Origin of the sequence: Micromonospora phytophila (assembly GCF_023656545.1) — a bacterium.
Lineage (GTDB): Bacteria > Actinomycetota > Actinomycetes > Mycobacteriales > Micromonosporaceae > Micromonospora > Micromonospora phytophila.
The window spans coordinates 1-12,497 of record NZ_JAMOKF010000142.1 but is presented as its reverse complement, the minus strand read 5'-3'; the positions used below and the strand labels follow the sequence as shown (position 1 = coordinate 12,497).

The following is a 12,497-nucleotide window of genomic DNA, read 5'->3' as shown; positions in this document are numbered from 1 at the left end:
CGATGCTCGGCAGGCCGACCGGCAACGGGTGGGCGCCGGCCGTGGTCAGCAGGGTGCTGAGCCGGCTGCGGCTGGTCACGATCACCAGACAGCCGGGGCTGCCGGGCAGCAGGTGCCGGATCTGCTCGGCGTCCCGGCAGTTGTCGAGCAGGATCAGCAGGCGCCGGCCGGCAAGGCTGCTGCGGTACAGGCCCGCCTGGGCGTGCAGCTCGGCGGGAATGCCCTCCCGGGGCACCCCGAGCGAGCCGAGGAAGCCGCGCAGCGCCTCGGCCGGGCTCATCGCCGGCTCCCGGCCGTCGTATCCGCGCAGGTCGACATAGAGCTGCCCGTCGGGGTAGCCGGCGGCGAACTTGTGGGCGAGGTGGACGGCGAGGGCGGTCTTGCCGATCCCGGGCATGCCGTCGATTGCGAGCACCGCCGACCCGCCCTGGGCCGCGACCGCCGCGCGGGCCTCGGCGACGAGGTCGTCCCGGCCACTGAAGAAGGGCAGGTCCGGCGGTAGCTGCGCGGGCCGGGGAAGTGGCGACGGCGACTCGGTACGCGCCGGCTGGGTGCGCTGGTGCAGCAGCCGGTCGTACGCCTCCCGCAGCTCCTCGCCCGGATCGATGCCCAGGTCGTCGGCGAGCCGGCGGCGCACCAGCCGGTACATCTGGACGGCTTCCGCCTGGCGGCCGTCGGCGGCGAGCGCCAGCAGCAACCGGCTCTGCAGCGACTCGTCGAGCGGGTGCTGCTCGGCGGCCTGCCGCAACGGCGCCAGCACCGCGCTCATCCGGCCGCAGCGCTCGGCGGCGTCGGCGGCCTCGCGCACGGCCTGGGCGCGTTCGGCCTCCACGGCGAGGAACGCGGGATGCAGGCGGGAGGCCGGCTCCAGGCCCGCGGCGCACCGGCCGCGCCACAGCCGCAGCCCGTCGAGGGAATGCCGCAGCGCCGACTCCGGGTCGCCGTCCTGCAGGCTTCGGCCCGCCAGCCGGCTCAGGGACCGGAACTTCAGCAGGTCATGGGACTCCTCGTCGGCGCGCAGCCGATAGCCCGAGAGCTCCCGGAGGATGTGCCGGCCCGTCGACCGGGTGGGCAGGTCGGGCTCGAGCAGCCGCCGCAGCACCCCGACGTGCCGGTGCACGACGTTCGCGGCGCTGGCCGGGGCCTCCTCGTCCCAGAGCAGGTCGACCAGCTCGGCCAGGGAGACCGGTGCACCGGCCCGGGCCAGCAGCAACGCGAGCACCAGGCGCTGCTGGCGGGCGCCCAGACGCAGCTCGGCGCCGGCGCGGACGACCCTGAGCGAGCCGAGCACCGAGAAAGCGACCGTCTCGCCCGCCTGCGCCCGCACACCGGCAACGGTAACCGGCGCTCCGTGACCTGGACCTTCGACCACAGGCGCAGGGACGAGGCCGGTCATTCCTCTTGGTGCGTGTCGAGGTGCGCGCGAAGTGCTGCCGCGGTCTCGCCCGCCGCGAGGAGTTGCTCCGGCGTGAAAGCGTCGACGAAGAGTTCGCGGATGGCGCGCAAGTGCGGAACCGTGGACCGCCGGAATGCCTCGGCCCCGGTCGGCGTGAGGAGCACCTCCGCCCCTCGGGGAACGGTTGCGCACTCCTGGCGGCGGATGAGTCCGCGCCGCTCCATCCGGCCGAGGTGGTGGGAGAGCCGGCTCCGCTCCCAGCCGATGTGTGTCGCGAGTTCGGACGAGCGCATCTGATTGTCCTGCGCCTCGCTGAGGGCGAGCAGTACGACGTAGTCCCCCGGCGAGAGCGAGGACTCGATCTGGAGGCGTGACGCGAGCCTGGACTTGAGTGCTTCCGTCGTCTCGACGAAGTCCCGCCAGATCCGTAGCTCCTCCGCGGTCGGCAGTCGGCGTCCTCTCCCCCGCTCGGGTATGGCCTTCGTCATCTACTTCTCCTCGGTCGACGTGTCAATTGCCTCGACGCCACACGATCCGTCGCAGTAAGGGGCGAGCCCGGTGGCGCCGCAGGCGCAGGCTGCCATTCGGGTCTCGCGGCGCATCCCGACACCGACGCCGGGCTGATCCATCCACACCCGCAGGTCGCCGCGCAAGAGGAGAGGACCACCGGGCACCGCTCGTACGGTCGTCACCGGATCAGGTTGCTCGGTGTCGGCACCGGTCGTCGAGCGATACTGCAAGGCCCCGGTCGGGCACCGCCTGATGACGGTCGCGACCTCGTCCGGCAGTGCGGCCCCGGGCACGATCCATGGGCGTCGTCCGACGTCGAACACCTGCGGTAGACCCCGGACACACTCGCCGGCGTGCCGGCACCGGCGAGCGTCGTAGCTGACCAGGATCTCCGGACCGGAATACCGCTTACCGTCATCGAAGGGGTCGTGGGTGGCCGGCTCGGTCACGGGTGCCGGACCAGGTCGGCATACTCGGCATGGCGGCGGAGGTAGGAGGCGACGAACGGGCAGAGCGGGGTGGTGAATCGGCCCTGCCGTCGCACATCGTCCAGCGCCTCCCCGACCAGCCGCGAGCCCAGTCCACGCCCCTCGTAGGCGGCGTCCACCTCGGTGTGGGTGAAGACCACGCGGTCGCCGACGAGGTGGTAGTCGGCGAAGCCGGCGAGAGCGCCGTCGACCAGAGCCTCGTACCTCTTCAATTCCGGATTGTTCCGGATGACGATCATGTCCACGTCACTCACTGTCCGCCTCCGTGGTTGATCGGCCCCGCCGCGTTCAACCGGGGCATGCGTACAGGTTCCTTCACCTCCGTGCCGGAGCCGTTCGTCTTCGGTCCCGGCGCCTTGGCACGTGCGCGAGCGACGATCCGCCCACGCTCCGATTCCGGGAAGCGGTCGAGTCTGGCTCGGACCTCGCCGGCGTCCACGTCGGCACCGAAGAGCTCGGTGCCTGGCTCGATGCGGATGCCTTCGGCGAGGGGGCCGGCGATGACCGGGTCGAAGCCGAGCGCGTCCACGAGGGAGGCGACGGCGGCGAGATCGGCGGGGTCGTCGCCGGCGATCGCGACAGCCGTGCGTCCGGCAACGCCTGCGGGGCGGGCCTTGTCCTCGATGTCGTGGTAGCCCACATGGTTGAACGCCTTGACGACCCGGGCGCCGGGAAGGAACGCCTGGACGATCTCGCTCGAGGACGTGCGCGGGTCGGTGAGGTCGTCTCGGATGCCGTCGACTTCCCACCAGTAGTTCATCGCGTCGACGACGAGCTTGCCGCGCAGCGCGTCCGCGGGAATGCCGCGGTACTTGCCGAGCGGGAGGGCGAGGATGACGATGTCGGCGCGTGCCGCGGCGTCGTGCGCGGTCGTGGCGACCGCTCCGGGGGTGAGGACCTCGATGGTCAGCGCGATGCGCTCGGGATCGCCGGAGCCGGCGATGAGCACGCGGTAACCGGCGGCCAGGGCGAGCCGGGCCAGCACGGTGCCCAGCTTGCCCGCACCGAGGATGCCGAGGGTTCGGGGATCGTCAGGGGCGGTGTCGTTCATGTCGTTCCGTTCGGTTCGGTGCCGCCGGTCGGGAGGTCAGCCGGCGAGGATGTCGCGGACCATGGGAATCACCTTCGCGCCGTACAGCTCGACGGCCCGCAGCCGGGCGGATACCGGCTGTGCGCCCGCGGTGTAGATGAGGTCGAACCGGCCGACGCCGAGGGCGTCGATCGTGCGGGCGATCTTGCGGGCGACGGTCTCCGGCGAGCCGATGTAGAGGGAGCCGTGCTCGATGTCGGCGTCGAACTCGGCCCGGCGGATCGGCGGCCAGCCGCGCAGGGCGCCGATCCGGTCCCGGATGACCCGGTAGTGCGGCCAGAACACCTCCTTGGCTTCCTCGTCGGTGTCGGCGATGAAGCCCGGCGAGTGCATTCCGACCGGATGCGCGGTCGTGCCGAACTGGTCCGCGGCTCGCCGGTAGAGGTCGAGGTAGGGCGCGAAGCGCGTGGGCGGGCCGCCGATGATGGCGAGCATGAGCGGCAGGCCGTGGCGTGCGGTGCGCACGACCGACTGCGGCGACCCGCCGACGCCCACCCAGGTGGCGAGCCGTCCCGACTCGGTCTTCGGGAAGACGTCGGCGTCACGCAGTGGGGCGCGCAGGGTGCCGCTCCAGGTGACCGGCTGCTCGTCGAGCAGCTTCACGAAGAGGTCGAGCTTCTCCTCGAACAGCGCGTCGTAGTCGGCCAGGTCGTAGCCGAACAGCGGGAACGACTCGGTGAACGAGCCGCGTCCGAGGATGACCTCGGCGCGGCCGTGCGACAGCGCGTCCACCGTGGCGAAGCGCTGGAACACCCGTACCGGGTCGTCTGAGCTCAGCACGGTCACACCGGAACCGAGGCGGATGCGTGAGGTGCGCGTGGCGATCCCGGCGAGCACGGTCTCCGGGGTTGACACCGAGTACTCCGGTCGATGGTGCTCGCCGATGGCGATGGCCTCGACGCCGAGGTCGTCGGCCAGCACCGCCTCCTCGACGACCTGCCGGATCGCGGCGGCGTAGGAGATCGGCCTGCCGGAGTCGTCCTCCGGGACATCGCCGAAGGTGTCGAGGCCGAACAGGATTTCAGACATGGCTGGGCTCCTTGGTGAGCAGTTCCCGCACCCGCGGGGCGACCTCGCGGCCGAGCAGTTCGATGCTGCGCGCGCGGGCCCGCCGGGGTAGGTACATGACGTCGTACTTGATGTCGAAGCGACTGAGGCGCAGGTCGCGGGCCATCGTGGCGATCTTCTGGGCGACCGTCTCGGGAGACCCTACGAATAGCGCGCCGCGGTCGATCTCGGCCTCGTAGCGCTCACGGGTCGGCTTGTAGAAGCCGCGTTCGCGGGCCAGTTGCGCCACGACCGGTTGCCAGTAGCGCCACCAGGTCTCCACGGCCTCCTCGTCGGTGTCGGCGACGAGGCCGAGTGAGTGCTGTCCGATCGGCTGCACGGGATGCCCGTACTGCTCGAGCGCGCGGTGGTAGAGGTCGACGTGGCCGGCGAACCGTTGCGGGCGCCCGCCGATGATCGCGAGCATGAGCGGAAGGCCGTAGCGGGCGGCGCGGATCACCGAGTTCGGGCTGCCGCCGACGCCGATCCAGGTCGGGATGCCACCCGGCCGCATCCGTGGGTGCAGGCGCTGCTCGCTCAGCGGGCTGCGGACGGTGCCCGACCAGGTCACCGAGTCCTCCCGCTGGAGCCGCATGAACAGGTCGAGCTTGTCTTCGAACAACTGCTCGTAGTCGGCCAGGTCGTAGCCGAACAGCGGGAACGACTCGGTCGCCGAGGCGCGCCCGAGGATGAGCTGTGCGCGGCCGTTCGACACCGCGTCGAGGGTCGAGAATTCGTGGTAGAGCCGGACGGGGTCGTTCGTGCTGAGCACCGTGACCGAGGTGCCGAGCCGGATGCGCTCGGTGGCCGCCGCGATCGCCGCGAGCAGCACGGGCGTCGCCGAGTCGGTGAAGCCTTCGCGGTAGTGCTCCCCCACGCTGAACAGGTCGAGGCCGACCGATTCGGCAAGCTGCGCCTCCTCGACGATCAGCCGGACGGTCTCGGCGTCGCTCAGGACACGGTCGCCGTCGGTGGCCACTTCGCCGAACGTGTTGAGTCCCAGTTCGAAGCCTTCGGCGCTCATGGTTTCCTCCTGCTCCGTCCCCCGGGCACTGCGGCGTGCCGCCCCGAGATCGCCAACCTGGTTGACGTGTCAATTATGCCCACCAGTTGATTGACACATCAATCGAAGGACGGATGACGGAGAACACACGTCAGCGGCGCAGGCGGCAGCGACCCGGCGGCCTCCCGCCACCAGTGCCGCCGGCACCTGAACCCCGCAGGACCTGTTCATTACCAGCCCGTGGTCGACACCGACCCCGGGCTGACTCATGTGACCAGGAAGCCCCACCACGATGAACCGGATCTTCGCGCGTAAGGTCGCCGGGTGACCGTGTACGACCTCGCCGCCAGGCTGCCTCCCATCGACGTGCTGCGGGACCGCTGCAAGGCACTCGCCGTGCTGGAGCGCATCATCGACGATGGCGAGCCCTACTATGCCTACACCCGCGCCTGGGGTGATGACGAGGCAGCGGTGATGAACAACGGCAGCGGCGACGAGTGGGCGGTCGTGTTCACCGCCGAGGGTGCGTTCATCCGCGCGTTCGACCACGAGTCGGCGATGACGCCCTACCGCGATCCGGACCACGAGCTGTGGCCCGGGCTGCTCGAGGGCCTCCCGGCGGTGTTCCATCCGCAGATCGGGGAACCAGCGTTCGGCGACGACGAGGGACAGTTCATCGCCACCGCCGTGCTGTGGCGGCTCTCCGGTGACGACCGCTGGCACGCCGGCGAAGGCATCACGTTCCCCCCGCCCCGCGGACCGTACGACGACACCGCCCCGGACGGCTCCGACCTGCTGGAGATCCTGCTCGACGACATCGTCGACCGGTACGTCACGTACGCCGAGGACTACTACGAGATCGAGGTGGACCGGACGGTGGTCGAGCATGTCGTCGCGCACCGCCCGCTCACTGACGTCGTTGTGCAGGCTTTGAACCCGGAAGTGACCGTTGCCGCGCTGCACGAGGACATAGCCGCGATCGGATATCCGATCGCGGCGACGTGACGCCACGCCCAGGCCTGGACGACCTCGGCCACGCTGCTTGCGCACTGGCAGCGGATCGGCGAGACCACGCGACTCGCGCATGAGCGTGCGCCAGGCCTACCGCTGGCTCTTGATCTCAGGGACGTCCTGGGCAGCCGCACCGCAGTTCGGGGCTGAGTTCGTCGGCGCATTCGTGCCGGATGGCATGTGCCCGGTCGTGAACCTGTTGCAGCTGGCCGGCGGTCAGGCGGCGGGCGTTCCAGATCAGCTGGGCGGCCTCGGGGGCGTCCGGGTGGGGCGGCGGGTGGCCGCCGTTCAGGTCGATGTCGGTCAGCGCGCTGAGGTCGTGAGATGAGATGTCGAGCAAGGCGGCGAATCCGGCAAGCAGGTCGGGTGTCAGGGCCTTCCTGCCGTGTCCGATCATGCCGATCGTCGACGCCGACAGCACGCCGCGGCGGCCCAGGCCGAACAGGTACTGGGCAGAACCTGCCCAGTTGAGGTTGCGGTTGTGCAGCAGGCGCAGTACCAGGCCGCCGGCGTTGCTCGAGTACTGCTGATACGGCAGCGCTTGTGCTGGCGGCCGCTGCGGGCGGGGCTGCTGGGGCATCGACCGGACGAGCTGGTGCAGCTCCGGCACCGCTCGTGGGAGGTACGTCAGTGACCATGCCAGCGAACCGATGCCGTTGGCTGCGGCGGCGTCCAGTGGAGCGAGGTCGTCAGGCACCCGCTGACCGGCGATGACGAACACGTCGCTGGCATGCAGGTCGAGGGCGGGAGCGAGCCGGCGCAGCAGTGACGGACCAGGATTGCCGCCGTCGAGCACCGACGTGATCACGGGCTCAGGGACGCCCACCCGGCGGTCCAGCGAGCTGACGTCGACGCCACGCAGCTCGGCCAGCCGCATTAGTTGCACGCCGAACGCCGGCAGTGTCTCCACCGTCCCAGCCTACGGACCCAACTCACCCAGTCCCTCGATTGGAGACGGCCGAACAACCGGCTACCCACCACCGACTCCGAGCGCGCAGACCGCGGCAGGTGAGTGCACCGGTGGGCGGTGCGGTTGTGTCGATCCTTATGATCGCCGGATGTTCGGACTCTTCCGCAAGCCGCCCAACCCGGATACCGACTACGGCCAGGCCGATCTGGAGTTGCGCATGGTGCGCGACCGGGCGCTCGCGGGTGACTGGACAGCAGCCCGGGACCTGATCGAGGCCACTGGTCGGGACTGGGAGCTGCGCGGCCGCCGGCTCTCGGTGCTGGGTGGCGCTGCCGGGCAGTCCCCGCAATGGCTGGACGCGTGGGAAGCCGCTGTGCCGGACGACCCGACGGTCGCCATCCTGCGAGCTGACGCCCTGATGGATCAGGCTGGCGAGGCCCGGGGCGCTGCGTCCGCGCGCAACACCAGCCGGGAGCAGTTCCAGGAGTTCGACCGGCTCTCCACCCTCGCGGCCCAGGCCAGCCAGCGCGCGGTGAGACTCAACCCCGACGACCCCTACCCATGGGTGACCCGCATGGCCTCGATGCTCGCCAATGGTCACCGGCAGCGCGACGAGTTCCTCGCGGCGACGGGCGAGTCGGTCAAGCGTGACCCGTACAACTTCGAGACCCATCTCATGGCGGTGACCTTTCTCTGCGAGAAGTGGTACGGCTCGCACGAAGAGATGTTCGCTGCGGCTCGCGAGCCCGCCACCACCGCGCCCGTCGGCTCATCGGTGGCGATGCTGCCGCTGCTCGCCCATTTCGAGTACGCACTGCGCGAGTACGGCTTTGACACGCGGGCGGAGTCGCTGACCGCGAAGGCGAGCTACTTCCGCCGGCCCGAGGTGATCCGGGAGATCGACGCCTGCGCGGCCAAGTGGCGCGGAGCCGGCGAGCCTCGCCTGATCGGTCGCGGCATCACGCTTCGGCACTGGCTGGCGCTGGCCAACTACCTGGCCGAGCATGACCGGGAGGGCACCAAGGCCCTGCTCGCGCAGATCGGACCGTACATCGGAAGCACCGCAGCGTACGGCTACTTCTGGGTGCGGCAGACCGAGGGCTTCCACACCGTCTGGAAGTGGGCCAGATGAATGAGGAGGCCCGGGACCGGCCGCTCGTGGTCAAAGTCGGCTCAGCCGCCGTCGGCCTCGTCTGGCTGGCGCGCTCGGCGTCAGCCGGCGACGGCAGCATCCATGGCACTGCGACGCAGGCGCCCTAGCGAACACACCCACGCGGCGGCGTGACGTCCTGGTCCATTGGAGGCGGCTCGATCCTGGCGATGCGGCTGGGGCGCCTTCGACCGCGCCGGCAGTTCGCTCAACCGCTTGCCGTCGATCCGTACGATGCGGCCCATGCCGACATGGGATCGGGCTTACCAGACCGACCAGGACGATCTCCATACCCTGCGCTACGTGGTCGCCAGCGGCATGTCCGTGGCTGGCCTCTTCCCGCTCTGCGCCGTGGGCGTGCAATCTGGGGCCGCAGCGACCGTCACCGTCGTCCTCTTCGTGCTGATGTGGGAGGCCCTGCTGTGGCGGGTCACGCTGGTCGGCGTCTACGTCAGCGACCACGGCATCAAGATTCGCATGGTGCTCCATACGCGCGTCATTCCCTGGCCGCATGTGGCCCGCGCTTGGGCAGGCCAGGCCGCCAACTACGATGCCTGGCAGATTTGGGTCTCAGTTCGCCATCCCGAACGGGACTTCGAGACACCGATCTGGCGCCGAGGCTCCCGGGCACGCCACCGCGACCGGATCGTCCTTCCACCCGAGGAGTTCGCCGCGGTCCTGGCCACCCTCAATTCGCGCCGCTGATCGCGCCGGTCCTGCCTACCGTGAGCTGGCGGGCTGCGCAGCGTGCCGTCGAGTCGAGCGATCCCGGTGTCCGGGAGGCCGGTCAACGACTGGCAGTGGCCGGCAAGGAAGGCAGCGTTCGATGACGTAGCGGTGCCGGCCGAGGCGCTTCGATGACTCGATGCCCTTGCGGGCGATCCGCGGGATAATGTTGCGGCTGCGTAGCAGGTCGCGGCATTCGGGATAGTCGTAGCCCTTGTCGCCGTGCAGCTTGGCCGGTCGTTTCCGCGGGCGTCCGACCGGCTGCTGGACGGGCCGGATGCCGTCGACCATGTCCTGCAGCATCTGGTGGTCGGGTTCACATGCGCGTAACGCTAGGGTCGCCGTGGCGGCCCCGAACTGAAAGTGCGCGCGGGTGCTTCTGACTCGGTACGTTGTCGATCATGACGGACGTACGGCTCGAGCCGATGACCGAGGATCAGTACAAGCCGTGGCGGGCCGAGGCCGAGGCGCACTACGCGCAGAGCGTCGCCGCGTCGGGCCAGTCGGCGCAGGACGCGGCCCGCAACGCCGCCGACACCTACGCGCAGCTGCTTCCCGACGGGTCCGCCACCCCTGACCACCATTTCTGGTACGCCTACGACGGCGACCGCCGGGTCGGTTTCCTCTGGGTCAAAGTGACCCACGACACCGCGTTCGTCTACAACGTCGCCGTCGAACCCGACGTACGCCGCCAGGGCTACGGCCGCGCGATCATGCTGGCCGCCGAGCGCTGGTGCCACGACAACGCGCTGACCAGAATCGGTCTGCACGTCTTCGCCCACAACACCGGCGCCCGGGCCCTCTACGAGCAGCTGGGCTTCACCGAGACCGGCCGCAACATGGCCAAAGACCTGTGACCGCGATCCGCCCGACCGCCCGGCTTCTCGACCTCCTGCGACCCGTCGGAGGTGCTGATTCTCAGGTAGTGGACTCGTGCAGGTCCGAGGTCGTCTCCGTCACGAAACGGCCGGTGCTGGCACTGCCGCACCTCGCGGTCGCCCGCGCTCCCGTCGACGTGCTCGGTCGTGGTGCTCGCTGGGCCGCGCTCCTGGCCGACCTGGTACCGGCAGCAGGAAAGGCGCTGCTAGCGATCCGTGGTCGAGCTCTCACGGTTCGGGTCGGTGAGAGCATCCCAGTCCTCAGCACTCATCGGGAACGGCCCCCAGTACGGCAGGTAGAAAGCCCGCCGTGATGGGTCGGCAACCGTGAACGGCTTGAACTCCGGATCCGCGATCACCCGGTAAACGAACTCGACCGTCGACATGTCGAACTGGTGCCACGGCTCGATGCCGTCCCACCGTGCGACCACAGGCCACCGGTCGGGCTCCACGAAACGGTCCGCCAGCCAGTAGTACTCCCCCTCAGTCTGGTCACCACCCCACTGAATCAGCCCCGGCCCCTTGTCGACCCCATATATCTCGTAGGGGGCCCACAACCGCGAAGACCCATGCTCGACTGCGTACTGCCGGCAAGAGGCCCACCTCCGAACCAGCGGCTCTGCGTGATCGTCGGTCGGCCGCAGCAGATCCAGGTACGCGTAGAACGCCCCGGGCACGAATCGCCGACACAATTCCTTGAAGTCCGTCGGCAGCGCGACACCAAGTTCGGCCTCCACCTGGTCCCAGCCGACGTCCTCGGGATCCTGGCGCCATCCGGTCAGGTTGGTGATCCGGTCTATCCACATCAGCTGATCGTTCACGGCCGGCAAGATAACAGCACAGGGCAGGTCGCACTCGACCACCTGCAGATCCTCCGCCCGCTGTACGGATCCGACTCGGTCGTCGCCTAGGCGATCGACCTGTACGACAGCCGCGACGCGGGTGCCGACATCCACCGATGTCCGCGGCCGTAGTCACTCAACTCGTCACCCACTTCGAGCCGTGCCGGCGGCCAGCCGCCCGGGGAGCGCCCCTGGTGGCATCGTCGAGCCATGCCTGTGGTCGAGGTTGTTCTTGGTGACATCACCAGCGAGGACGTCGACGCCATCGTCACCGCAGCGAACGAGTCGCTGTTGGGTGGCGGCGGTGTAGACGGGGCAATTCACCGTGCGGCAGGGCCGCGGCTGGCCCGGGCGGGTGCCGCGCTGGCACCGTGTGATCCAGGCGAGGCGGTAGCTACGCCGGCGTTCGACCTGGACCCACCAGTACGCCATGTCATTCACACGGTCGGTCCGGTCTGGGAAGGCGGCGGCTACGGTGAGGCTGACATCCTGGCGTCCTGCTATCGGCGCAGCCTTGAGGTTGCCGATGCGATCGGCGCTCGCAGCGTCGCCTTCCCAGCTATCGCTACTGGCGTTTACGGGTTCCCGCCTGACCAGGCAGCGAAGATCGCAATCTCGACGATCAGAGCAACGCCTGCAAAGGTCGAGCGCGTCCGCCTCGTCGCCTTCGACGAAGCGACGTACGAACTGCTGGCTGCGGCGCGTGAGGAGTGAGGCGTGAGGAGCTACCTCGACTCCTCGCAGCGGCGCCCGCCCGGTACTGCTCAGGGTCACTACAGCTAGGACGCCGGTCCCACCGCGCCTACGATCAGCGGTAATGGACCTGTTGGAGAGGGCCGACGCCCTTGCCGATCTGCAACGGCTGCTGGCGGAGACCTCCGGCGGAGGTCGCATCGCGGTCGTTTGCGGGGAGGCCGGCGCCGGCAAGTCGGCGCTGGCGCAGGCCTTCGCCGCGTCCGCAGCCGGCCGCGTCCAGCTGCTGTGGGGCTCCTGCGATCCGCTGCTCACCCCGCGCGCGCTCGGTCCGCTGCACGACATCGCCCGGCAGGCCGGCGGGGAGCTGCGCGACCGGATGGCCCGACTGCACGTCGACGGGCCCGACGGGGCGGCCGAACCCGGCCGGGTGGTCCGCGGAGATGTCTTCGAGGCGTTGCTGGAGATGCTCACCGGTCCCCGCCAGCGTGCCCGCCCGGTGGTCGTCATCGAGGACCTGCACTGGGCCGACGAGGCCACCCTCGACATGGTGGCGTTCCTCGGCCGCCGCCTGCCGCAGTGCCGGGCGCTGCTCCTGCTGACGTACCGGGACGACGAAATAGGGCCCGACCATCAGTTGCGTGGCGTGCTCGCCGGGCTGCCGCGGCCGGCCGTGCACCGGCTGGGACTGCCGCCGTTGTCGGCCGCGGCCGTCGCCGAACTCGCCCGCCGCGCGGGCCGGTCCGCCACGTC

The 12,497-nt window shown here is 70.0% G+C and carries 15 protein-coding genes and 1 pseudogene; 6 read left to right on the top strand and 10 right to left on the bottom strand.

Going from position 1 to position 12,497, the window contains the following annotated elements:
- From NCC78_RS17690 to NCC78_RS17660, 7 genes are all read right to left on the bottom strand, one after another.
- Window positions 1–1,327 (bottom strand): AfsR/SARP family transcriptional regulator (locus tag NCC78_RS17690; RefSeq protein ID WP_250795723.1); only part of this gene is annotated, 1,327 nt, incomplete at its 3' end.
- Between the two features lie 65 nt (window positions 1,328–1,392).
- Window positions 1,393–1,884, bottom strand: a complete 492-nt coding sequence (locus NCC78_RS17685; protein WP_250795722.1) for a MarR family winged helix-turn-helix transcriptional regulator — start codon at window positions 1,882–1,884, stop codon at window positions 1,393–1,395.
- Entirely contained in the window at window positions 1,885–2,355 is a 471-nt protein-coding gene (locus NCC78_RS17680) for a (4Fe-4S)-binding protein (protein ID WP_250795721.1), read from the bottom strand.
- On the bottom strand, window positions 2,352–2,648 hold the full coding sequence (locus NCC78_RS17675; protein WP_250795720.1) for a GNAT family N-acetyltransferase: 297 nt from the start codon (window positions 2,646–2,648) through the stop codon (window positions 2,352–2,354). The genes NCC78_RS17680 and NCC78_RS17675 overlap by 4 nt, the downstream gene beginning before the upstream one ends.
- Window positions 2,645–3,445 (bottom strand): NADPH-dependent F420 reductase, encoded by an 801-nt coding sequence (locus tag NCC78_RS17670; RefSeq protein WP_284706316.1) that lies wholly within the window; start codon window positions 3,443–3,445, stop codon window positions 2,645–2,647. Before NCC78_RS17670 ends, NCC78_RS17675 begins: the two co-directional genes overlap by 4 nt.
- 36 nt (window positions 3,446–3,481) lie before the next feature.
- Entirely contained in the window at window positions 3,482–4,513 is a 1,032-nt protein-coding gene (locus NCC78_RS17665) for an LLM class flavin-dependent oxidoreductase (protein WP_250795717.1), read from the bottom strand.
- Window positions 4,506–5,555, bottom strand: coding sequence for an LLM class flavin-dependent oxidoreductase (locus tag NCC78_RS17660; RefSeq protein ID WP_250795715.1), 1,050 nt, complete (start codon window positions 5,553–5,555; stop codon window positions 4,506–4,508). The genes NCC78_RS17665 and NCC78_RS17660 overlap by 8 nt, the downstream gene beginning before the upstream one ends.
- A 303-nt stretch (window positions 5,556–5,858) precedes the next feature.
- On the opposite strand from NCC78_RS17660, the gene NCC78_RS17655 reads away from it, so the two are divergent.
- Window positions 5,859–6,539 carry a hypothetical protein gene (locus tag NCC78_RS17655; protein WP_250795713.1) on the top strand — a complete coding sequence of 227 codons (681 nt, stop codon included), beginning with the start codon at window positions 5,859–5,861 and terminating at the stop codon, window positions 6,537–6,539.
- Between the two features lie 115 nt (window positions 6,540–6,654).
- Here the strand turns inward: NCC78_RS17655 and NCC78_RS17650 are convergent, their stop codons facing one another.
- Window positions 6,655–7,422, bottom strand: coding sequence for an XRE family transcriptional regulator (locus tag NCC78_RS17650; protein WP_250795712.1), 768 nt, complete (start codon window positions 7,420–7,422; stop codon window positions 6,655–6,657).
- A gap of 181 nt (window positions 7,423–7,603) precedes the next feature.
- Between NCC78_RS17650 and NCC78_RS17645 the strand changes: the two genes are divergently transcribed.
- Both NCC78_RS17645 and NCC78_RS17640 read left to right on the top strand, forming a co-directional pair.
- Complete coding sequence (locus tag NCC78_RS17645; protein WP_250795710.1) at window positions 7,604–8,587, top strand: hypothetical protein; 984 nt, start codon at window positions 7,604–7,606, stop codon at window positions 8,585–8,587.
- Window positions 8,588–8,848: 261 nt separating this feature from the next.
- Window positions 8,849–9,310, top strand: coding sequence for a hypothetical protein (locus NCC78_RS17640; RefSeq protein WP_250795709.1), 462 nt, complete (start codon window positions 8,849–8,851; stop codon window positions 9,308–9,310).
- A gap of 108 nt (window positions 9,311–9,418) precedes the next feature.
- Here the strand turns inward: NCC78_RS17640 and NCC78_RS17635 are convergent.
- Window positions 9,419–9,595: pseudogene (locus tag NCC78_RS17635) on the bottom strand (IS5/IS1182 family transposase); the annotation flags it as partial.
- A 137-nt stretch (window positions 9,596–9,732) separates the two neighbouring features.
- On the opposite strand from NCC78_RS17635, the gene NCC78_RS17630 reads away from it, so the two are divergent.
- Complete coding sequence (locus NCC78_RS17630) at window positions 9,733–10,188, top strand: GNAT family N-acetyltransferase (RefSeq protein ID WP_250795708.1); 456 nt, start codon at window positions 9,733–9,735, stop codon at window positions 10,186–10,188.
- 227 nt (window positions 10,189–10,415) lie between these two features.
- On the opposite strand, the gene NCC78_RS17625 is transcribed toward NCC78_RS17630, so the two are convergent.
- Window positions 10,416–11,030, bottom strand: coding sequence for a Mus7/MMS22 family protein (locus tag NCC78_RS17625; RefSeq protein ID WP_250795707.1), 615 nt, complete (start codon window positions 11,028–11,030; stop codon window positions 10,416–10,418).
- Window positions 11,031–11,261: 231 nt separating this feature from the next.
- Here NCC78_RS17625 and NCC78_RS17620 point away from each other — a divergent pair, with 231 nt between their 5' ends.
- Together NCC78_RS17620 and NCC78_RS17615 are read left to right on the top strand one after the other, a co-directional pair.
- Window positions 11,262–11,765: an O-acetyl-ADP-ribose deacetylase gene (locus tag NCC78_RS17620; RefSeq protein WP_250795706.1), complete on the top strand. Its 504-nt coding sequence runs from the start codon at window positions 11,262–11,264 to the stop codon at window positions 11,763–11,765.
- 103 nt (window positions 11,766–11,868) lie between these two features.
- Window positions 11,869–12,497: AAA family ATPase (locus NCC78_RS17615; RefSeq protein WP_250795705.1), on the top strand; the 629-nt coding region annotated here is incomplete at its 3' end.